Here is a 21,338-nt window from a genome sequence, read left to right as displayed (position 1 = left end):
AGCACGAGGGAGGAGAGGGGCATGCAAACAGGCATGCGACAAGGGCCGGAGATCTGGATCCGCGGCCCGGTGGCCACCCGGGAGCCGGGGCCGCCGGAGCCCGCTCACGCCCATGCCGCGGCACGGCGTTTCTCCTGGGTCGGCACGCACGGCGGCGCGGGTGTCTCCACCCTCGCCGCGGTCTACGGCGGCCATGACAGCGGCCGCGCCTGGCCGGGCCCGGGCGATCCGTCGTCGGTACTGCTGGTCGCGCGGACACACGCGGCCGGGCTGGACACGGTCGCCGGTGCCGTGGAGATCTTCCGGCGCGGTCAGGCCCCGCCCGGACTCGACCTCGACGCCGTCGTCCTCGTGGCGGACGCCCCGGGCCGGCTGCCGCGTCCGCTCGCCCAGCGGGTCAGGTCCCTGGAGTCGGTCATCGACGTGTACCGCGTGCCGTGGGTGCCGGCCTGGCGGCTTGGCGAGCTGGGTCATCCGCCGCGCGAGACATCGGCCCTGGTCCGGCTGACGGGAGCGGCACGCTGACGGCGGTGCCCCTGTCGGCCAGGGAGATCGCCGCGGGCGTACGGGCTCGGGAGTTGCACGCGGTCGACGTGGTCACGGCGGCGCTGGAGCGGATCGAGCGGGCCGACCCGGAGCTGTGCGCGTTCATCGAGGTGTGGCACGAGGACGCCTTGCGGCGGGCGCGCGAGGTGGACGCGCTGCTCCAAGGGCGTGCCGCGGATGTCACCCGAAAGGGGGAAGCGCTGCCGCTGGCCGGGGTGCCGATCGCCGTGAAGGGGCGGCACGGGCTGCGTGCGGCGGCGCCACTGCTCGCGGCCGGTGGTGTCGCCGTGGGCGCGACCTCCGTGCCCGGGCCGGGAACGCCCTGGCAGACCTGGGGGCTCGGCGCCCGCGGCCGGACCGTCAATCCATGGCGGGCGGACCGTACGCCGGGCGGCTCGTCGGCCGGGGCCGCGGTGGCGGTGGCGGCCGGGCTGGTGCCGCTGGCGACGGGCAGCGACGGGGCCGGGTCGGTGCGGATACCGGCGGCGTGGTGCGGGGTGACCGGCCTGAAGACCACGGCCGGACGGCTGCCCTCCGCCGACCGTGCGGGGCTCGCCGTCCCCGGTGTGCTGGCGCGCTCGGCGTCGGACGCGGCGAGCTGGTGGCACGTGGTGTCGGACGAGCCGGTGCCGACCGGCACACGGCTTCCCGTCACCGCCGTCTGGTCGTCCGACCTGGGCTTCGCCGGGCCCGACCCGGAGCCCGTCGCGCTCGCCCGGACGGCGGTCGAACGGCTCGTGGCGGCGGGCGTCGTACGGCTCGTACGACCGCGGGTGCCAGTGCGGCTCACGGACCCCGGGCCCGCCTGGCTCGCCCTGCGCACCCCCGGTGCCGATCCAGGCGAAGCCCGCCGCGTCCGGGCGGAGAACGACCGGCGGCTGGCCGGGCTGTTCGCCGAGGCGGAGCTGCTGCTGACGCCGGCCACACCCACCCCGCCGCACGGTCACGACGGCCCGGGCGACCGCTACTCCACCTCACTCACCTGGGCGTTCAACCTCAGCGGACATCCGGCGCTGAGCCTCCCGGCGGGCTTCGGCGGGGACGGCTGCCCGGCCGGGCTGCAGCTGGTGGCGCCGCACGGCCGGGAGGCGCTGCTGCTGGGCGTGGCGCGGGAGGCGGAGCTGCGCATCGGGAGCTGACGCCCACCTGGCGGGCTTAGATGCGCACGCATATGATGCAAGCGCGTGTAATTGACCCGCGCCTATTTTTCTGGGGGACACCCATGACCCGTCGCTTCCTCTTCGTCCTGGGCAGCGCCCGTACCGACGGCAACACCGAACTGCTGGCCCGCCGGGCCGCCGAGCAACTGTCCCCCGATGTCGAACAGCAGTGGATCGACCTCGCCGAGCATCCGGTGCCCGACTTCCAGGACCTGCGGCACGACAGCGACCACGTCCGCCCGACCGAGGGCAACCTGGCGCTGCTGCTCGACGCCACCCTGGCGGCCACGGACATCGTGATCGCCTCGCCCCTGTACTGGTACTCGGTCTCCGCGCACACCAAGCGTTACCTGGACTACTGGTCGGGCTGGCTGCGCACGCCCGGCCTCGACTTCAAGGCGACCATGGCCGGACGCACCCTGTGGGGCGTCACCGCGCTCGCGGACACGCAGCCGGAAGTGGCCGACCCGCTGGTCGGGACGCTCAACAACTCGGCCGCGTACCTGGGGATGCGGTTCGGCGGAGTGCTGCTCGGCAACGGCAGCAAGGCCGGTGACGTTCTGAACGACACCGACGCGCTGACCCGCGCGAAGACGTTCTTCGCGCAGGAGGCACCGCCGGCCCGGTTCGTGTACGAGGACTGAGGGCTACGAGGACTCAGTGCTACGAGGACTGAGCGCTACGAGGACTGGCGCTACGCCGTGATGTCCTTCGTCGTGAAGCGGGCCCAGGCCGCCGAGCCGAACACCGCCGCGTACAGGGCCTGGAGGCCGAGGTTCTTCGCCAGGTCGTCCCAGTAGACGGGTTCGCGCATGAGGTCGGCGAAGGACAGCCAGTAGTGCGAGAAGAAGTACGGCTGGAGGGCGTGCAGTTGCGGGATCTGGTCGAGGATCTGGACCGTGATCAGCAGGCCGACGGTGGTCGCCATCGCCGCGATGCCGCTGCCCGTGAGCGTCGAGACGAACAGCCCGAGCGCCGCGATGCCGATCAGTGACGCGGCGACGGCCAGGGCGATCAGCAGGGCTCTGCCCAGGCCCTCGGCGAAGCTGATCTGCGTGCCGGAGATCGTCGTCAGGTCGCCGAGCGGGAACAGCAGCGCGCCGACGGTCAACGCCGAGACGGCCACGACGAGGGTGGCGGCCAGGCAGAAGATGACGACGGTCGCGTACTTCGTGAGCAGCAGGCGGCTGCGGCCGGCCGGGGCGACGAGCAGGTAGCGGAGCGTGCCGGCGTTCGACTCACCGGCGATCGAGTCGCCCGCGACGACACCGATCGCCATCGGCAGGAAGAACGGGAGGGTGGCGGCCAGCGCGGTGAAGACGAGGAACAGGCCGTTGTTGGTGATCTGCGAGATGAACGCCGGACCCCCGCCGCCACCGCCGCCCGGTGACGAACCGTCACTCGTCTCCATCTTGACGGCGATGCCGACCAGGACGGGCACGCCCGCCAGCACGGCCAGCAGCGCGAGGGTGCGCCAGCGCCGGAAGGTGGTGGTGAGCTCGCTGCGCAGCAGCCCGAAGGTCCACAGCGGGCTCACCGGCCGTACGGTCTCCACGACTTCAGCCTGCGACATCGAAACCCTCCCCGGTCAGCGCCACGAACGCGTCCTCCAGCGAGGCCCGTTCGACCGTGAGGCCGCGGACGCGCACACCGGCCGTGACCAGCGCGGCGTTCACCTCTGCGAGGTCGCGGTCCGGTGGTTCGCCGGTCACCCGGTCGTCCGTGACGACGACGTCGCCGACGCCCTGCTCCTTCAGCACCCGGGCCGCCTCCACCGGGTCGGGCGTGGTCACCACCAGCCGGCCGCGCGCCCCGGCGGACAGCTCGGCGACCGGGCCCTGGGTGATCAGACGGCCCTGCGTCATCACGGCCGCGTGCGTGCAGACCTGCTCGATCTCGTCGAGCAGGTGGGAGGAGAGGAAGACGGTCGTACCGTCCGAAGCCAACTCCCTTATGAGGGTGCGGATCTCGCGCATGCCCTGCGGGTCGAGGCCGTTGGTCGGCTCGTCGAGCACGAGCAGCCGGCGCGGCTGGAGCAGCGCGGCCGCGAGGCCCAGGCGCTGTTTCATGCCCAGCGAGTACGCCTTGGCCTTCTTGCCCGCGGCGGCCGTCAGGCCCACCCGGTCCAGCGCGGCGGCGACCCGGGCCTTCCGGGTGCGCGGATCGGCGGCCGGGTCGGCGGAGTCGTACCGGATGAGGTTGTCGCGGCCGGAGAGGAAGCCGTACAGGGCGGGGCCCTCGATGAGGGCGCCGACGTGCGGCAGCACGGCGCGGGTGGCCCGGGGCATGGGCTGCCCGAGCACCGTTGCCGTGCCGGAGGTGGGCTCGATGAGGCCCATCAGCATGCGGATGGTGGTGGTCTTGCCGGAGCCGTTGGGGCCGAGGAAGCCGAAGACGCTGCCCGCCGGGACGGTCAGGTCGAGGCCGTCGACGGCGAGCTGTCCGCCGCGGTAGCGCTTGGTGAGCGCGCGGGTGGCGATGACCGGTTCCACGTCCTCGGCCCGCGCGCCGTCCGGCTCCGCTGCGGACAGTTCGCCCATCGGCTTCCTCGTTCTCTCGAGAGGGCTTACTTCCCGGCGTCGGCCGCCTTGACGAGCGCGTCCTTGGTGACCATGCCCACGTAGACCTTGCCGTCGTCCGTGATCAGTGCGTTGACCAGGCGGGTGGAGAAGACCGTGCCCGAGCCGAACTTGCCGGTGACCTTGTCGCCGAGCGAGTCGATGAAGCCGCCGAACTCGCCGCCGGCCTTGCCCGAGGGCATGCCCTCGCCGCCGGTGTCGAAGGTGGCTATGGAGCTCCAGCCCTCGCCGATGGTCTTCATGCCGTCGAGGCCCTTGCCGGGGTGCTCCCCGGCCTTGGGGGCGTGCTCGCGCGCCCCGCCCTTCTCGAAGCCCTTGCCGAAGTCCTTCTCGGAGCCCTTGTGGGAGCCCTTGCCGAAGTCCTTGGCGGCGTCCTTCTCCTCGGTGACCTTCGCGCCCTTGGGCGGGGTGAAGTCGAAGGTCGACGCGGCCGGCTTGGCGAAGCTGACCTGGGTGAAGCCCGCGTCGACGACGGCGGCGCCGCCGCTCGCCGGGGTCAGCGTGAACTTCAGCGGCATGCCGGTCTTCGCGTCCACGGCCACGGTGACCGCGCCGACGGTCGAGCCGGACTGCTTGGGCTTGATGACCAGCTTGTAGGCGTCCCGGCCGGCGACCTGGGCGGTGCCGTCCACCGTGACGGAGGTCGTGTCGTCGGTGGCCTTCAGGGCCTCCTCGGCGAAGTCCTTGGGCGTGGCAGGCGGCTGCTGGTCCTTCCCGCGCTCCGGGCTGTCGGAGGCGGTGCCGTGGTAGACCTCGTTCGACTTGCTGTCGTAGCCCCAGACGTCCTTGCCGTTGTGGACGATGCTGTACTCGGCGGCGTTCTCCAGCAGCGACAGCTTCTGCTTGTCCGGGCCGTCGGCCGCGACGCGCAGGGTGTGCGTGCCGGAGGCCAGTTCCGTGAGCTTGGCCGTCGGGTCGGCGGAGGAGCCGCCCTCGCCCTGGCCCGCGGCACCGGACATCAGGCTGCTCTCCAGCCCGCCGAGGTCCGGCAGGCCGAGGTCGGTGCTGATCTTCACGGTGCCGGACAGCTGCTGGACGTCCGACTTGGCGATCTTCTCGATGAGCTGCTGTGCGGTGATCTTCGGGAGGTCGGGGTCACCGGAGTCGGCGAGTGCGGGGACCAGCCCGATCGTCGCGGCCGCCACCCCCACCACCGTGACCGGGACGATGTACCGCGCGGCTTTGCGCCGCCCGGAGCGCTGCTCGTCGACCTCCCCGGCGGTCGTGCTGTCGTCGGATGCGTACGGTGCCATGTGTGCCCTACCTCCGTGATCGGCGGCGGCTGTCCGTGTCGTGCACGCACTCGTCCCTGAGCCGCCATTCTCACCCGAACTGGTGAGGAGTGGTGTTTTCCGTGGTGACTATCTGACCAAATCGGCCGGCGAGATACGTCAGACCCCGGGCTCAACTCCACGTACTGCTCCGGTATGACACGAGAGGGCTGCTTCTCCCCCGACCCGTAGGGGTCGTGGGGGAAAACGCGCTAGCCGGCCCGGTGCACCACGGCGTCGGACAGCTCCACCAGCGCCGTCTTCGCGGCGCACTCGGGCAGCGGTGCCAGCGCCGAGCGGGCGTCCTGGGCGTAGCGGACGGTGTCCCGCCGGGCCTGCTCCAGCGCCGGGTGGGCCCGCAGCAGGCGCAGGGCCTCGGCGTGCCGGTCGTCGTCGGTGAGGTCGGAGTCCAGCAGCTCGCACAGGGCGATGTCGTCCGCGAGCCCGAGCCGGGCCGCACGCTCACGCAGCCGCAGCACCGGCAGCGTGGGGATGCCCTCGCGCAGGTCGGTGCCGGGGGTCTTGCCGGACTCGTGGGAGTCGGAGGCGATGTCCAGGACGTCGTCCGCGAGCTGGAAGGCGACGCCGAGCCGCTCGCCGTACTGGGTCAGCACGTCCACGACCGTCTCGTCGGCGCCGGACATCATGGCGCCGAACCGGCAGGACACCGCCACCAGCGAGCCGGTCTTGCCGCCCAGCACGTCCAGGTAGTGCTCGACCGGGTCGCGGCCGTCCTGCGGTCCGGCCGTCTCCAGGATCTGCCCGGTCACCAGCCGCTCGAACGCCTCGGCCTGCACCCGCACCGCCTCCGGGCCGAGGTCGGCCAGGATGTGCGAGGCGCGGGCGAAGAGGAAGTCACCGGTGAGGACCGCGACGGAGTTGCCCCAGCGGGCGTTCGCGCTCGCCACCCCGCGCCGCACGGTGGCCTCGTCCATCACGTCGTCGTGGTACAGCGTGGCGAGGTGGGTCAACTCCACGACGACGGCCGACGGCACGATCCCGGGCGCGTACCGGTCGCCGAACTGGGCCGAGAGCATCACGAGCAGCGGACGGAACCGCTTGCCGCCGGCCCGGACCAGGTGCTGGGCGGCCTCCGTGATGAAGGGCACCTCACTCTTGGTGGCCTCGAGCAAGCCTTCCTCGACAGCCGCCAATCCGGCCTGGACATCGGCTTCCAGAGCCTGGTCCCGCACGCTCAGCCCGAACGGCCCGACGTCGGTCACGAGGGGTCTCCTGTCTGCTGGTGTCTGCCGGTGATCACGCGGTTTGTCGATAGGTCGCTGCCATCACTCGAGTCAGCGTATCCGGTCACGTTTCGATCACCACCAGCGCCCAGGGTTACAGGCCGGGTGGTATCCGATCACGACCGCCATGTTTTTGATCAGCTCATAAGAGCAGACATTTATCGACTTACCAGGAGGTAGTGACGTATGCACGATTTGCCGTGATGGATAAGCGAATTCCCCTTGGTGCAAATTGCCCCACGGACTCGTGATCAGTGAGTTGAATCACGTTATCCCCTGTGACATCCCACTCCGGCACCGACCCGTACCTCCTTCCGCCGCACGCAAGTTGAGCCTTGGCTTCAGCAAAGGATCAAGCGCCTCATAAGCCTCTGACCAAGGTCAACCGCTCGAGATGTGACTCCGGTGCTTGTTCCCGACATGTGCTCTCGCATACGTTCCGGGCCTGTCCGGCGGACGCCGAATCCTGCCGCCGCCCGGACGCCCCACACCATCCGACTCACTCACGCAGGGCAGGAGCGGGGGACCCAGGTAAGTCGCCGGTCCGCGCAGCGGAACGGCTCGGGGTGAAGCCGCGTACGGCACACAGCGCCGTAGGCGGCCGGGCACCTCCCGGCCCGAACCCGACAGCTCACCTCGCAGGCGCCGGAGAGGAACATCGCCATGCCCCGAGGCAAGCACCGTCGCCCCAGAAGCAGCCAGCTCACCCGCCGTGTCGCAGCCGTCGGCACCGGCGGAGCGGCACTCACCCTCCCGCTGCTCGGCGCGACGCAGGCCGGCGCCGCCCAGCCGGCCCAGAGCGCATCCGCCGTCGCGCAGTCCGTGCCGCAGGCCAAGACCTCCAAGTCCGTCACGTACACCGTCACCAAGGGCGACTCGCTCGCCCGCATCGCGGACAAATTCGACGTGTCGGGCGGCTGGAAGCAGCTCTACAAGGACAACCGCGCCGCCGTCGGCGACGACCCGAAGCTGATCCACCCGGGTCTGAAGCTGAAGGTGAAGACGGCCAAGACGGACGCCGTGAAGAAGACGGCCACCAAGTCCTCGGCCCCCGCCAAGCCGGCCGGCGGCGTCGCCCAGGCCACCCAGGCCTCCGCGAAGACCTACGCGAACAACCTGGACGGCTGGATCCGCGAGGCGCTGGACGTCATGGCGCAGAAGGGGATCCCGGGCTCGTACGACGGCATCTACCGCAACATCATGCGGGAGTCGTCCGGCAACCCCCTGGCGATCAACAACTGGGACTCGAACGCCGCCAAGGGCACCCCGTCCAAGGGTCTGCTCCAGGTCATCGACCCGACCTTCGCCGCCTACCACGTGCCCGGCACCTCCTTCGACCCGTACGACCCGGTCGCCAACATCACGGCGGCCTGCAACTACGCGGCGGCCCGCTACGGCTCGATCGACAACGTCAACGGCCCGTACTGAGCCGTCCCGCCCAGCAGCCGTTCGAGGACGACGGCGATGCCGTCGTCCTCGTTCGACAGGGTGATCTCGTCGGCCACGGCCTTGAGTTCGGGATGGGCGTTGGCCATGGCGACGCCGTGGGCGGCCCAGTCGAACATCGGGATGTCGTTGGGCATGTCCCCGAAGGCGACGGTGTCCGCCGGCCGCAGCCCCAGGTGCTCGGCGGCCAGCGCCAGGCCCGTCGCCTTCGTGACGCCGCACGGCTGGAGCTCGACCGTGCCGGGCCCCGACATCGTCACGGTCGCCAGTGAACCGACCACCGAGCGGGCCGTCGCCGCCAACTCGTCGTCGCTCAGGTAGGGGTGGCGCAGCAGCACCTTGCTGATGGGCGCGCCCCACAGGTCGTCGCGCCGGTCGACCCGCACCGCCGGCAGGGTCGGGTGCGGCATGAGGTAGCCCGGCTCGATGAGCGTGAGCCCGTCGACCCCGTCCTGGTCGACCGCGGCGTACACCTGCCCCACCTCGGCCTCGATCTTGCCGAGGGCGGTCTCCGCCAGTTCCCGGTCCAGGGTGATGGACCACAGCAGCCGGTCCGCGCCGGCGTCGTACACCTGCGCGCCCTGCCCGCACACCGCGAGCCCCGTACAGCCGAGGTCGTCCAGGAGCGGCCGCACTCTGGGCGCCGGCCGGCCCGTCACCACGAGGTGCTGGGCACCGGCGTCCGCCACCCGCGCGAGCGCGGCGAGGGACCGGTCGGACAGGGTGTCGTCGCCGCGCAGCAGCGTCCCGTCCAGGTCGGTGGCGATGAGTGAATATGCGATGGGTGCGGCCATGATCAGAGAATACGGACAGTGCGCCCTTTCGTTTCATCCCGCGGCGGACACCGATTGCCCGGTTGAAGGCCTCTGCACCAGTTGGCAACAACATGGTCCGCTACCTACCGTCGAGGCCGTCTCGGGCGGTACCTTCCAAGTGTCCAGGGGGGACTTGATCGGGGGGTCGGGTTGAGCAGTGGGCGTGTTCGTGTGGGTGTGCCCGGGGAGCTCGGCGAGGGGGAGAAGGAGCGCTGGCGCGCGCTGCGCGCGGCGTCGGAGACACCGCGCAACCCCTTCATGGAACCGGAGTTCACCGAAGCCGTCGGGCTGGTGAGGCCACAGGCACGGGTCGCGGTGGTGTACGAGGGGCTGGAGCCGGCCGGCTTCCTGCCCCATGAGCGGGGCCCGTTGGGGCAGGGCCGTGCGATCGGGCTGGGCGTCTCGGACACGCAGGGCGCGATCCTGCGGCCGGGGCTGCGGCTGGACACGGGCGAACTGCTGCGGCGCTGCTCGCTGTCGAGCTTCGCCTTCGACAACCTGGAGGCCGAGCAGCGGCTGTTCGTCCGGTACGCGGCCGAGGAGCACGCCACCTACGTCATCGACGTGGAGAAGGGCTACGAGACGTACGAGTCGGTGCTGCGCGCCCAGTCGCCGAAGTTCCTGAAGACCACCCTGGCCAAGGAGCGCAGGCTGGGCCGGCAGGTCGGCGAGCTGCGGTTCGTGTTCGACGAGCGTGAGCCGGCCGCGCTGCGCACGCTCATGGAGTGGAAGTCGGCGCAGTACCGAAGGACCGGCCGCCGGGACCGGTTCGCCCAGGAGTGGATCACCCGGCTCGTGGGGCGGCTGGCCGCGACCCGGGCACCGGAGTGCAGCGGCACGCTGTCCGTGCTGTACGCCGGTCAACGGCCGCTGGCCGCGCACTTCGGACTGCGCTCGGCGTCGGTCCTGGCCTGCTGGTTCCCGGCCTACGACCCGGAGTTCGCGAAGTACTCGCCCGGTCTGGTGCTGCACCTGCGCATGGCCGAGGCGGCGGCCGCCGAGGGCATCGGCATGCTCGATCTGGGGCGGGGCGCGGCCGAGTACAAGGACGCGCTGAAGACGGGAGAACTGCCCGTGTACGAGGGTGCGGTGACGCGCCCCGGGGCGGGCGCGGCGCTGCACTGGCTGAGCCGCGAGCCGGCGCGCCGCGTGCACAGCTACGTCCGCGGCAGGCCACGGCTCGCGGCGCTGGCCGCGCGGACCCTGAAGGGCGCGGCTCGGCTGCGCCGTACCTGACGACGAGGGGGGAGGGCCCATGGCCCGTTCAGCACGTGCGCAGGAGGAGATACGGCGGTTCCTGGACATCGGGGCGGTGCAGGTCGCCGAGCTGGACCTCGACGGTGACGAGGCGGTGCTCAGACCGGGCCCGGGGAGCCCGCCGGTGACGCATGGCGAGGTGTTCGTACTGGTCAGGCGGAGCGGGCGGCCGGTGGGGACGCTGCTCGGGCGGGTGCCTGAGGGGGCGGACGCGAAGGCGGTGCTCGCGGCGCGGGCGCGGGCGGAGTGTGCGGCCGCGCGGGGTGGTGAGCCCGGGGACGGTGGCGGGGCCGGGGAAGGTTCTGAGGCCCGGGAAGGTCGCGGGCCCGGGCAGGCTCGTGAGGCCGGTGAGCCTCCGTACACGAGTGTCGTCGTCGCCACCCGGGAGCGTGCCGGGCAGTTGGCCCGGGCGCTGGATTCGCTGCTGGCACAGGACCATCCGCGGTTCGAGATCGTCGTCGTGGACAACGCCCCGGTGACGAGCGAGACGCGGGAGCTGATCGAGCGGAAGTACGCCGAGCGCGTGCGGTACGTCCGCGAGCCGGTGCCCGGCCTCGCGGTCGCTCACAACACGGGGCTCGCGGCCGTGCGGGGAGAGGTCGTCGCCTTCACGGACGACGACGTGGTCGCCGATCCGAGCTGGCTGACCGAGCTGACCGCGCCCTTCGCCGCCGACCCCGGACTCGGGTGCAGCACCGGGCTGATCCTGCCCGCACGGCTGACCACCCCGGCCCAGGTACTGCTGGAGAGCCACGGCGGCTTCGCCAAAGGCTTCACTCCAAGGACGTACGACCCGGCGCGTCCGCCGGGCGACGAGCCGCTGTTCCCCTTCACGGCGGGGCGGTTCGGCTCCGGTGCCAACATGGCCTTCCGGACGGCCGCCCTGCGTTCCGTCGGCGGTTTCGACCCGGCGACCGGTGCCGGCACGGCCGCCCGGGGCGGCGACGACCTCTACGGCTTCGTCCGGGTCCTCGCCCAGGGCCACCGGCTGCGCTACACCCCGTCCGCCCTGGTGTGGCACCACCACCGGGAGACCTGGCAGGACCTGGAGACCCAGGCCTACGGCTACGGCGCCGGACTCACCGCGTACCTCACCGCCGTTCTGGTGAACCGCCCCGCGCTGCTGCCGGCGTTCCTCGCGAAACTGCCCCGCGGCCTCGCCCACGCCCGCGCGCTGACCGCCGTACGCGAGACGGAGGGCGGCGGGGCGCCGGGCGACCACGACACGCGGACACATCCGTGGCCGCGGCGGCTGTCGCGGTTGCAGCGCCGGGGGATGGTGTACGGGCCTGTCGGTTATCTGCGCGCGCGGCGGGCGCTGCGCACGCGGGGTGAGGGGGCGAGATGAAGACGTCGGCACGTGCGCGGGACGAGGGCCAGGGGGACGGCAGAGGCCGGGCGGAGAAGAGCGCGCAGGACGGTGAAGGGCCGATAGCGCCACCGGGTGCTGTCGGCTCCCCGGCCATCCCCGTCTTCCTGTACCACTCGGTGATGGACGATCCGCCCGACTGGATCGCCGAGTTCACGGTTACGCCGAAGCAGTTCGCCGCGCATCTCGACGCCGTGGTCCGCAGCGGCCGTACACCCGTCACGATCAGTGCGATCGCCGACCATCTGGCCGGGCGCGCGCCCCTGCCGCCCCGGCCCGTGCTGCTCACCTTCGACGACGGCTTCGCCGATCTGCCCGGCCCCACCGCCGAGGCGCTGGCCGAGCGGGCGCTGCCCGCCACCGCCTATCTCACCACCGGTGCCATCGCCCCGGGCGGCCGCAGTCTGCTGCCGCCCGCGCCGATGATGACCCTGGACCGGGCGGCGGAGCTGGAACGTTACGGCATGGAGATCGGCAGCCACACGGTCACGCACGCGCAGCTCGACACCCTGTCCGGCACGGACCTGGCGTACGAACTGCGCTCGTCGAAGGCCGTGCTGGAGGACGCCCTCGGGCACGAGGTCCGCCATCTCGCCTATCCGCACGGCTACAACAGCCCGCGCGTGCGGGCGATGTCGGCCCGGGCCGGCTACGAGACGGCTACCGCCGTGCGGCACGCGCTCAGCTCCGACCGCGACGAGCGCTACCGCATCGCCCGGCTCATCGTCCGGCGTACCCACACCGTCGCCGACGTCGAGGGCTGGCTGGCGGGTGCGGGGGCCCGGGTCGCGCCGTACCGGGACGGGCCCAGGACGATCGCGTGGCGCTGGTACCGGCGGGCCCGCGCGGTGGTGCGCGGGCCCGAGTTCGCGGGCTGAGGGTGCTGCGGGGTCATTTCAGCGGCTGGTCGAAGTACGGGTCGGCGACCGCCTTGCGCAGGCTGTCCCAGGCCGCATCGTTCGCCAGGGCCAGGTTGCAGTGCGGTCCGGGGTCGCGGTAGTTCCACTGGAGGGCGGCCTTGACGCCGTCCAGGCCCTTCAGCACCGCGGGCACCTGTGCGTACCACTCGGCCTGCCGCTGCGGGCGGGACGGGTCCGCGGCGGTGCCGAACTCCGAGAGCATCAGCGGCTTGTCGTCGGAGATGTTCTCGCGGATCCAGTCGTGCGCGGAGTGCTGTGTCTGCGCGAAGGTGCGCCAGCCCGTGTTGTGGCAGCGGTAGTAGTTGTACTGGTTGTAGCCGATCCAGTCGACGTACTGGTCGCCGGGATACATTCGCTTCATCTCGTCGGCGTGCTCGAGGTAGCCGGTGGTGATCCACGTCCACACCACGTTGTCGACGCCCAGTTCGCGGAACCGGTCGTGGATGTGCCGGTACGCCTTCACGTACTCGGCGGGGGTGCCGTTGGCCGGGGTGCGGGTGTCCATCTCCAGGTCGAAGGAGAGGAACACCTTCTTGCCGTAGTCCTTGACGCGCTCGGCCTGGACGTCGATGACGGTCTTGTCCAGCTCGCCGGAGGCGATCTGCTTCCAGGTCGGCTGCTGCTCCTTCGTGCCGCCCCACCACTTGCTCTCCCAGGACAGCAGCAGCAGACGGTCCTCGCCGACGCGCTGCTCCTCCGGGGTGAGCAACTGGCCCTCGCGGCGGGTGCCCTCGGGCAGGGACATGTCGTGGTACGTGTACACGATGTCGAGTTCACGGCCGACGCGCTTCTCGTAGGCGCGCACCTTCTCCGGCAGGTCGTCCCGCTCGTGCGGCACGAACGCCCCGAACCAGGCGCCGCAGGGCGGTTCCAGGATCGCCGAGGGGCGGCAGTCCGCCTGGGAACCGGCGGCTCCCGGGTCCGGCCCGGAGGCGTTCCGGAGGGCGAGTACACCGACCAGGACCGCGCTGACGATGGTGGCGGACGTGATCAGCAGACGCCGCCGGCTCGATGTGAACGGGCCGGCGGACGGCTGCTCCTCGTGTGGCTGTGGCCTCCTGCGGTGCTGTCCGGTCGTGGTCGGCTTGCGGCGAAAGGGACGGTGGGGACGGTTGAACCTCACGGAGCAGAACCCTTCGGTGTCCTCGGTGTCGTCCTCGGCGGCGGGGAGGCGCGCAGCGGCGGACAGAACGCGGCGAGTGTGGTCAGCAGCGTCAGCGTCAGCAGCACGCGCTGCGCGCTGAAGGCGTGTGTGGCGATCAGCACGGTCGCGACGAGCATCACGGCGCCGATGCTGACGAACAGCACCAGCATCAGCCGCTCCAGCAGGTCGGAGTGGCGGGCGAAGTCCGGGTCGCGGCGCTCGACGGGGCCTTGGGCGGGGCGCGCCCCCAGCGCGGGGGCGCAGACTCTGACCACGGCCGCACCCGGGCCCGCCGCCAGGAAGAGGGCGACGGCGGCGCCCCGCAGCGGCGATCCGCCGGGCAGCGCGAGAGCGGCGAGCGCGAGCCAGCCGCTGAACGGTGGCAGCATCCGGACCACGAGTTCCTGCGGTGTCATCGCTCCGCTCCCCCAGTCTGCTTCAGTGCGTAGAGCCATCCCGCGCTGTTCTCCGCCACCAGCTGGAAGCGGGGTGAGGCGGCGACGGACTTCTGGATGCGGCTCAACTGCGCGTGGTCGAGTTGCCCGTTCATCTCGGAGTTGGCCAGCTGCCCCTGGGTGAGCAGGAAGTAGGCCCGGGCCGGCCGCTCCACCCCGGCCATGTCACTGGCGAGGGTGCCGGCCGGGTCGCGGACGATCCGGTCGACGTGGCTGCGGGCGTCGTCCAGGAACCAGTAGTGGTCGACGCTCCAGTAGGAGGCGTAGGCGAGCGGGTAGTTGCGGTTGGCGGCCACGACCAGCGAGCCCTCGGGCGCCTGGTCGAAGAGCTGCCGTACGAGGGCCACTTCCTGCGGCGGGAAGTAGTTGATCCGGTCCTTGCCCGAGTAGGCCGGGACGAACGCCAGGGTTCCGCCGAGCAGTGCGGCCAGCCCCACCCAGGTGCCGAGCCCACGTCTGCGGGCCTTCACCGGGGCGGCCTGCCGGCTGCCGGCCTCCTTCGCGGCGGCGTCGGCGGCCAGCGTGCGGACCTTGGGCAGCAGCGCGGCGGCGGCGAAGAACGCGGCACCGGGCAGCATGAACAGCAGCACCCGGAAGATCATCTCGCTGCCGTAGCTGCTCGCCGCGAACATCGGCAGCGGTGCCGCCGCGATCAGCAGCAGGGGCCGGGCCCGGTGCCGCAGCACCCGTTGGCGCAGTACGCCGACGGCCGCGAGCAGCAAGGCGGAGGCGGACAGCAGCCGGGCCGCCCAGGATGTGGCGATCGCTCCGGTGCCGGTCGGGGTGGCGCCGTACCCCGTCTCCACGTTGGCGCCGACGTCACCGACGGAGCGGATCATGTCCGGCATCGCAGCGGACAGGAAGGGCAGTGCGGCCGTCAGACACCAGGCCAGGAAGATCACGACGGTCGTGACCACCGGGACCCAGTCGCGGTAGCGGCGGCTCAGGCACAGGGCGAGCAGGCAGACGACCAGCATGCCCGGGGTGAGCTGGTGGGAGATGACGATCGCCACGACCATGACGATGAGCACCACCGTCCACACGGCCTGCCGGGGCCGCCCGCCCCGCACGGCGGACCGGCCGAAGCGGCGCAGGACCAGGGCCAGGACGCCGACGTGCAGCGCGTAGGCCACGGACTGGGGGGAGAAGTAGTCCTGACCGACCCAGTTGGCGACGTAGAAGAGCCAGACCGCGGTCCAGATCAGCCGCCGGTCCTCGGTGAAGGTGCGGTAGATCAGCAGCAGCGGGAGCAGCAGCATCAGGCTGGAGACCAGGGGCCACCATGCCATGAACATCGCCACCGAGTCCACGCCCAGCAACCGCAGCAGGGCGGCCTGCGCGGCGAAGAAGCCGGGCCACTGGTCGTACACCGCCATGTCGCCGACCTGGTCGGCCGTCTGCAGACCGCCGGCCGTCAGCAGATGGTCGATGACCGCCTCGTGCTTCCACGCCCAGGCGTACAGCGGGGTCGGGTAGAGCACGGCCTGCGTGGCCCGCTCCATCACCAGCAGCCCGAGGACGTAGGCCGCGGCCCAGGCGCCCGGCCGGCGTGGATCGCGGACCGTGAACCAGAAGCCGGTGGTGAGCACCACGAGTCCGGCCCAGAAGGCCGGGTGCAGCGCGGTGACCAGCCCGTAGTCGTCGAGCCGCGAGACGTCGGTGTGCCGCACGGCGTACGCCCACAGGGCGAGCGCGACGAGCAGCGGAACGCCGGGCCAGGCCAGTGCGCGCCGCCCGGACCAGGCGGGGGGCAGGTCGGACAGGTCCGTCACGGGCTCATGGGCGGGGCTCGACGACTCCGAGGAGGAGGAGCTGGAGGACTGGCTCGAGGTCTCGGGGCTGCTGCCGGGGGTGCTCGCGCCGTCCCGTGCCGGTGTGGGTTCTGGCGTGGATCTCTCCCTCGGAGTTACTGGCGGACGCACGGTGGTTCCCCCCTGGCGGTTCGGCTCTGGTGCTTGATCAGGCGCTGGGTCGGCCGTTCGGCTGTCTGCGGTGCGGTGGTCCTACGGCCGACGCGGCACGGCGGCAGAGCGGCAGGAGCAGGACGAGTACGACAAGTACGGCGAGCAGGGGCGGCGCGACCGGTGCGAGCTCCTCACGCCACACCCAGCCGCCGACCGCGACGAGATACAGAACCCCCCAGCGCCCCGGCCACGTCAGCCGTCCGCCCGCGCTCGCGAGCAGCAGCCACAGCGGTACGAGACACAGCAACAGGCAGACCGGCGGCGCCCAGCGGAGCAACGGCTCGGGCCCGTCGAGCCCGACCGCGTCCGCGAGGAAGCCGGCCGTCTTCACATACAACGCCCCGTCCACCGGCCGCGGTTCCCGCCCGAGGGCGGCCGGTGCGGCGTACAGGGCGAGCAGGGCGGCGTACAGCGCCGCACCGGGCAGCCACGGGTCGCGCCGGGCGCACAGCGTGACGGCGGCGACGAACACCACGAGCAGCAGGCCTCCCGCCGTGAGCGACGGCAACGGCAGGCCCTCCAGCAGCTGACGTCCCGTCAGTGCCGCTTCGCCGGCGCCGTCGAGCCAGGGCAGGTCGCGCAACGGCGCCCAGAAGAAGACCGTGGCGACGCCGAGCAGGCTCCAGAGGGCGCCTCTCAGCCGCCGCTCCTGCGGCTCCTGATCCGGTTCCGCCGGTTTCGCCGACTCGTGGCGCGGTGGCTCACCGGCCGGCCCATCCGGCCGCACGATCAGCGCCAGCGTGTCCGCCTGGAGCGCCTCACGTTCGTATCCGGGGCGCCCGATGAACAACGTGACCGTGTCCTCGTCGCCGTCCTTGGGCTGGTACGCGGCCCGGCGGGCCCAGGTCGTGCCGTACCCGGCGGTGGCGTTCAGCTTCGCCCAGCGGGTGCCGTAGGAGGGATGGGAGGCATCGGCCGGCGTACGGGCCGCGGGCGCGCTGTCGTTGTGCCGCAGGGCCGCCCTCAGCCCGGCCGTGGAGACGACCGCGATCAGCGTCATGCTCAGCAGCACCGCCCAGCCGGCGCCCGCGATCCCGGCCGGGGTGAACAGCACGGCCGCGCTGCCCAGCACCAGGGCGCACATGGCGCCCTGGAGCGCGGCAAGCACACCCGTACGCCCCTGCACGCGCAGTACGCCGATGTACAGCTCCACCACCACCCGCGGCAGCGCGCCGAGGGCGAGCAGCCGCAGCACGGTCGAGCCGTGCTCGGCGTAGTCCGGGCTGAAGGGCGTGAGGATGTACGGGGCGAAGAGGACCAGCACGAGCACGACCGGGACCAGCAGCAGCGTCATGCGCCGCAGGGCCCCCCGGACGCCGTCGGCGAGTTGTCGCGGGTCGTGGGAGGCGTGCGCGGTGAGGGACGAGGCCATGTTGATGGCCATGAACTCCATCGTGCCGCCGACGGTGTACGCCACGTAGAAGTAGCCGTTCTCCGCGGCGCTGAAGCGGACCGCGACCATCACCGGCAGCAGGTTGATCATCGCCAGGCTGAACAGCGCGCCCAGCGAGTCCCCGGCCAGGAAGCGGCCCATGTCGCGGAGCTTGGGGGGCTCCTTCTCACGTTCGAGTTCGGCCTGGCGCGGGATGAGCCGGCGGAAGATCAGCCAGCCCAGGGGCAGTGTGGAGAAGGCGATCGCGACGGCCCAGGAGACGAAGATGCCGAGGACGGGCAGCGTGCCGGCGAAGACGGCCAGCAGGGCCAGTTTCCCGACCGAGAACACCGCGTTGCCGGCCGGCACCCACTCCGCCTTGCGCAGTCCCGTGAGCACCCCGTCCTGGAGCGTGAGCAGCGCCCAGGCCACGCACGCCGCGACGAACACCGCGCCCGCCATGGGCGTGCCCAGCGGGGCGTACGACGCTCCCCACGCGTCGAGCGTGAGCAGGAAGACGGCGGCGGCGAGCGCCACGACCAGCGAACTGGCCGCGTACGTGCCCCACACCAGGCGTCCGGTCTCCCGGCCCGCACGGGGGACGAAACGGACGACGGCACCGATCATCGTGGTGGCCGTGATGCTGGCGAGCAGCCGCATCGCGGCGATGGCGGCGGAGCCCTGGCCGACGGCCTCCTCGGAGTAGTAACGGGCGGCCACCAGCCAGAACCCCAGGCCCAGTACGGCGGACACGCCGGTGCTGAGCATGAGGAAGTAGGCGTTCTTGAACAGCGAGTCGTGCGTGTGCTCGTCGGCGGCGGGCTTCGGTCCGCCGCCGTCGGCGCGCGTGGGGGCGGGCTCGTGCACCTGGATCTCAGCCACGGGACTGAACCGGCCCTCCCGGTGCCGGCCTGCCGCCGGGAGGTTCCCCCGGTGCCTCGACCGGCCGCGCGCCGGAGCGCTCCAGCGCCTCGACGACCGTCCGGGCCCGCAGCGGGTCCACGGGCAGCGCGTGCCGCGCGAACCAGCGGGCCGCCTCGGGAGCCGGTGAGACGTCGGTGAACTGCTCCCCGGCGTAGTCGTCCAGGGGCGGGTCGTAGAGGTAGCCGACGATGATGCCCTGCCGTGCCAGCGCCGCGATCGCCGCGTCCCGGTCCGCCACGAACAGCGGGACCCGGAACAACGGCTGGATGACGTGCCCGTCACGCGGCTTGGCCCAGGGCGTGGACAGCAGCAGCTCCGTACCCGCCCGGCAGGCGTCCAGCACCTCGTCCAGCCGGTCGAGCTTGCGTCCGACGCGCCGCAGCCGCAGCCGGCCGGACTCCTGGCGGTAGTCGTGCATGTCGACGCGTACCCAGGGGTGGTGGGCGTCGAGCCCGGGCGCATGGCGGGCGGCCCGCGCGAGTTCGTCCGGGCGCAGCGGCATCCGGATCTCCTCGCGATCCGCCAGCCCCAGCAGCCGGATCGCGGCCCAGGCGGCGCGCCGCAGCCGCAGCCCGCGCACCGCCGCCTCCGCGTACGGCCGGATCGCATAGGCCAGTTCGGAGCTCGGCCGGCGCGGCGTGAGCAGCCCCGCGCAGGTCTTCTCCACCGCTTCCCGTAACCCCGGGTCGGCGAGGGAGAGCATGCCTCCGGCCTTGGCCCCGACGTGCTTGGACAGGCTGAACGCGGAGGCCTCGCCCCACGCCCCGACCGGCCGGTCCCCCACCCGGCTGCCGATGGCGTGCGCCGCGTCCTCGAACAGCGGGATCCCCAGCGCGTCGCACTTCTGCCTGAGGCTCGGGGCCGGGTCCGGGTTCCCGTACAGGTTCGTCGTGAGCACGGCCGACACCGATCTCCACGTCTCGTCCGGCACGGCATCGACGTCGATGGACGCGTCGAGCGGGTTCAACGGCGCCTGCACCGGACGCAGTCCGGCCGCGAGCACGACGAAGAAGATCACGTCGTCGTTGACCGGCGACATCAGCACCCGCCCGCCGGGCGGGCACCAGTGGCGCAGTGCCACGTACAGCCCGAAACGGCACGACGGTACATACACGCATTCCCGGCCGAGCCGCACGCGCATGGTCTCTTCCAGCCGCTTCGGCTGCAAACCACGCCGCACCGAGCCCGGACCGGCCTCCCCAATGGCCATCCGCCCCCCTGGTGTGCCATCGGAACGCCCCCTCCCCGAGGCCTTCCGGCACCCGCCCAGAGTCGCCCCGTTCGCACCGCTCCGTCAAGATTGCGTCGCGTCCTGTGGATAACTTCCGGCACGCACGAATGTGACGTCCCGTCCGCCGCGCCGGAGTCGCACCGTCCGGTCCCACCCGGACCCACCTGCCCCGTTCGCCCGTATCCGCCTCCTCGGACACTGCCCAGGACCGGTGTGCCACCCGTAACGTGTGGCACGACCACGAACACGTGGCGACGACACGGCACACCCGAAAGCGAGGCAGCACCCGATGCCCCCCTTCGATGTCCCCGAGGGCGACCCCTTCGGCCCGCACAACCTGCCGTACGGCGTGTTCTCCCTCCCCGGCTCCTCCCACCGGACCGTGGGCGTCCGGCTCGGCGACCACGTACTGGACGCCGGCGCGGCGGCCCACGCGCTCGGCTCCCCGTACGCCTCCCTGCTCGCGCAGCCGACCCTCAACCCGCTGCTGGCCGCGGGCCGCACGGCCTGGTCGGACGTCCGCCGGGCGCTGACGGCGTGGGTGACCGTGCCGTCCCACCGCGAGACCGTCGCACCGATGTTCCACCCCCTGTCCTCGGTGACCCTGCACCTCCCCTTCGAGGTCGCGGACTACGTCGACTTCTACGCGTCCGAGAACCACGCCCGGAACGTCGGCCGGATCTTCCGCCCCGACGCCGAGGACTCCCTGACCCCCAACTGGAAGCACCTGCCGATCGGCTACCACGGCCGCTCCGGCACGGTCGTCGTCTCGGGCACGGACGTCGTTCGCCCCTCGGGCCAGCGCAAGGCGCCCACGGATCCGGCTCCCGTCTTCGGCCCGTCCGTCCGTCTGGACATCGAGGCGGAGGTCGGCTTCGTGGTCGGCGTGCCGTCCCGGATGGGCGCGCCGGTGTCCCTCGACGGCTTCCGCGAGCACGTCTTCGGCCTCTGTCTCCTCAACGACTGGTCCGCGCGCGACATCCAGGCCTGGGAGTACGTCCCGCTCGGCCCGTTCCTCGGCAAGTCCTTCGCCACGTCGGTGTCGGCGTGGATCACCCCCCTGGACGCCCTGGAGGAGGCCCGGGTGACCCCGCCGGCCCGGACGCACGGGCTGCTGCCCTACCTGGACGACAGCGACGAGGAACCCGGCGGCTACGACCTGCGGATCAGCGTCGCCGTCAACGGCCACGTCGTCTCCGAGCCGCCCTTCTCCACCATGTACTGGACGGCCGCCCAGCAACTGGCCCACATGACCGTCAACGGCGCCTCCCTGCGCACCGGCGACCTGTACGGCTCGGGCACGGTCAGCGGCCCGGCGGACCGCGAGCGCGGCTCCCTCCTCGAACTGACCTGGAACGGCCGCGACCCGCTCGAACTCCCCGACGGCAAGCGGACGTTCCTGGAGGACGGCGACGTGGTGACCCTGTCGGCCTGGGCCCCGGGGCCGGACGGTGCGCGGGTGGGGCTGGGCGAGGTGACGGGGCGGGTGGTGCCGGCCTGACGGTGCTGCGCGGCCCTGGTCCGGCCGGCGGTCGCCCCTCCCGGAGCTCCTGATGCCGCTCGACTCCTGACTCACACCGTCCGGCACCGTCATACTGGGCGTCGGGCGGTGTGCCCGCACGTGCGCGGTGCGCGGCACGT

General features: G+C 72.1%; 18 protein-coding genes and 1 riboswitch. Of the genes, 8 read left to right on the top strand and 10 right to left on the bottom strand.

The features are described from left to right. The first annotated feature begins 21 nt into the window (after positions 1-21). The 3 genes from ACH4G3_RS23500 (at position 22) to ACH4G3_RS23490 (ending at position 2,350) form a co-directional block, all read left to right on the top strand. A complete protein-coding gene (locus ACH4G3_RS23500) occupies positions 22-525 on the top strand; it encodes a DUF6668 family protein (RefSeq protein WP_397626373.1) in 504 nt (167 codons plus the stop codon). 5 nt (positions 526-530) lie between these two features. After that, a complete protein-coding gene (locus tag ACH4G3_RS23495; RefSeq protein ID WP_397626372.1) occupies positions 531-1,685 on the top strand; it encodes an amidase in 1,155 nt (384 codons plus the stop codon). An 83-nt stretch (positions 1,686-1,768) separates the two neighbouring features. Beyond that, on the top strand, positions 1,769-2,350 hold the full coding sequence (locus ACH4G3_RS23490) for a flavodoxin family protein (protein WP_397626371.1): 582 nt from the start codon (positions 1,769-1,771) through the stop codon (positions 2,348-2,350). Positions 2,351-2,400: 50 nt separating this feature from the next. Here the strand turns inward: ACH4G3_RS23490 and ACH4G3_RS23485 are convergent, their stop codons facing one another. The 4 genes from ACH4G3_RS23485 to ACH4G3_RS23470 form a co-directional block, all read right to left on the bottom strand. Next, complete coding sequence (locus tag ACH4G3_RS23485) at positions 2,401-3,279, bottom strand: ABC transporter permease (protein ID WP_397626370.1); 879 nt, start codon at positions 3,277-3,279, stop codon at positions 2,401-2,403. Beyond that, positions 3,266-4,246, bottom strand: coding sequence for an ABC transporter ATP-binding protein (locus tag ACH4G3_RS23480; RefSeq protein ID WP_397626369.1), 981 nt, complete (start codon positions 4,244-4,246; stop codon positions 3,266-3,268). The genes ACH4G3_RS23485 and ACH4G3_RS23480 overlap by 14 nt, the downstream gene beginning before the upstream one ends. 26 nt (positions 4,247-4,272) lie before the next feature. Further along, complete coding sequence (locus ACH4G3_RS23475) at positions 4,273-5,538, bottom strand: LolA family protein (protein WP_397626368.1); 1,266 nt, start codon at positions 5,536-5,538, stop codon at positions 4,273-4,275. A gap of 230 nt (positions 5,539-5,768) precedes the next feature. Then, positions 5,769-6,779, bottom strand: coding sequence for a polyprenyl synthetase family protein (locus ACH4G3_RS23470; protein WP_354744170.1), 1,011 nt, complete (start codon positions 6,777-6,779; stop codon positions 5,769-5,771). 511 nt (positions 6,780-7,290) lie between these two features. Next, positions 7,291-7,460, top strand: a riboswitch (cyclic di-AMP (ydaO/yuaA leader). 3 nt (positions 7,461-7,463) lie between these two features. Here ACH4G3_RS23470 and ACH4G3_RS23465 point away from each other — a divergent pair. Continuing rightward, positions 7,464-8,228, top strand: a complete 765-nt coding sequence (locus tag ACH4G3_RS23465; protein ID WP_397626367.1) for a transglycosylase SLT domain-containing protein — start codon at positions 7,464-7,466, stop codon at positions 8,226-8,228. Here the strand turns inward: ACH4G3_RS23465 and ACH4G3_RS23460 are convergent. Next, on the bottom strand, positions 8,192-9,040 hold the full coding sequence (locus ACH4G3_RS23460) for an HAD family hydrolase (RefSeq protein WP_397626366.1): 849 nt from the start codon (positions 9,038-9,040) through the stop codon (positions 8,192-8,194). The two genes, ACH4G3_RS23465 and ACH4G3_RS23460, sit on opposite strands and share 37 nt — an antisense overlap. Positions 9,041-9,211: 171 nt before the next feature. On the opposite strand from ACH4G3_RS23460, the gene ACH4G3_RS23455 reads away from it, so the two are divergent. From ACH4G3_RS23455 to ACH4G3_RS23445, 3 genes are all read left to right on the top strand, one after another. After that, positions 9,212-10,297: a GNAT family N-acetyltransferase gene (locus tag ACH4G3_RS23455; RefSeq protein ID WP_397626365.1), complete on the top strand. Its 1,086-nt coding sequence runs from the start codon at positions 9,212-9,214 to the stop codon at positions 10,295-10,297. A gap of 19 nt (positions 10,298-10,316) precedes the next feature. Continuing rightward, positions 10,317-11,666 carry a glycosyltransferase family 2 protein gene (locus ACH4G3_RS23450; protein ID WP_397626364.1) on the top strand — a complete coding sequence of 450 codons (1,350 nt, stop codon included), beginning with the start codon at positions 10,317-10,319 and terminating at the stop codon, positions 11,664-11,666. Between the two features lie 143 nt (positions 11,667-11,809). Continuing rightward, positions 11,810-12,565, top strand: coding sequence for a polysaccharide deacetylase family protein (locus tag ACH4G3_RS23445; RefSeq protein WP_397626712.1), 756 nt, complete (start codon positions 11,810-11,812; stop codon positions 12,563-12,565). Between the two features lie 13 nt (positions 12,566-12,578). Here the strand turns inward: ACH4G3_RS23445 and ACH4G3_RS23440 are convergent, their stop codons facing one another. From ACH4G3_RS23440 to ACH4G3_RS23420, 5 genes are all read right to left on the bottom strand, one after another. Beyond that, positions 12,579-13,730: a glycoside hydrolase family 26 protein gene (locus ACH4G3_RS23440; RefSeq protein WP_397626363.1), complete on the bottom strand. Its 1,152-nt coding sequence runs from the start codon at positions 13,728-13,730 to the stop codon at positions 12,579-12,581. Further along, the gene (locus ACH4G3_RS23435; protein ID WP_397626362.1) at positions 13,727-14,167 is read right to left on the bottom strand and encodes a hypothetical protein; all 441 of its coding nucleotides are present in this window, start codon (positions 14,165-14,167) and stop codon (positions 13,727-13,729) included. Before ACH4G3_RS23435 ends, ACH4G3_RS23440 begins: the two co-directional genes overlap by 4 nt. Continuing rightward, the gene (locus tag ACH4G3_RS23430; RefSeq protein WP_397626361.1) at positions 14,164-15,978 is read right to left on the bottom strand and encodes a glycosyltransferase; all 1,815 of its coding nucleotides are present in this window, start codon (positions 15,976-15,978) and stop codon (positions 14,164-14,166) included. Before ACH4G3_RS23430 ends, ACH4G3_RS23435 begins: the two co-directional genes overlap by 4 nt. Positions 15,979-16,165: 187 nt before the next feature. After that, positions 16,166-18,424 (bottom strand): lipopolysaccharide biosynthesis protein, encoded by a 2,259-nt coding sequence (locus tag ACH4G3_RS23425; protein ID WP_397626360.1) that lies wholly within the window; start codon positions 18,422-18,424, stop codon positions 16,166-16,168. Further along, a complete protein-coding gene (locus ACH4G3_RS23420) occupies positions 18,417-19,676 on the bottom strand; it encodes a DegT/DnrJ/EryC1/StrS family aminotransferase (protein WP_397626359.1) in 1,260 nt (419 codons plus the stop codon). The genes ACH4G3_RS23425 and ACH4G3_RS23420 overlap by 8 nt, the downstream gene beginning before the upstream one ends. 310 nt (positions 19,677-19,986) lie before the next feature. On the opposite strand from ACH4G3_RS23420, the gene fahA reads away from it, so the two are divergent. Further along, on the top strand, positions 19,987-21,198 hold the full coding sequence (fahA, locus tag ACH4G3_RS23415) for a fumarylacetoacetase (protein ID WP_397626358.1): 1,212 nt from the start codon (positions 19,987-19,989) through the stop codon (positions 21,196-21,198). Positions 21,199-21,338 lie beyond the last annotated feature (140 nt).

This window comes from Streptomyces afghaniensis, from assembly GCF_044327915.1.
Classification (GTDB): domain Bacteria; phylum Actinomycetota; class Actinomycetes; order Streptomycetales; family Streptomycetaceae; genus Streptomyces; species Streptomyces afghaniensis.
Note: the sequence above shows the minus strand (reverse complement) of the source record. Positions and strands in the feature narration are given on the sequence as shown.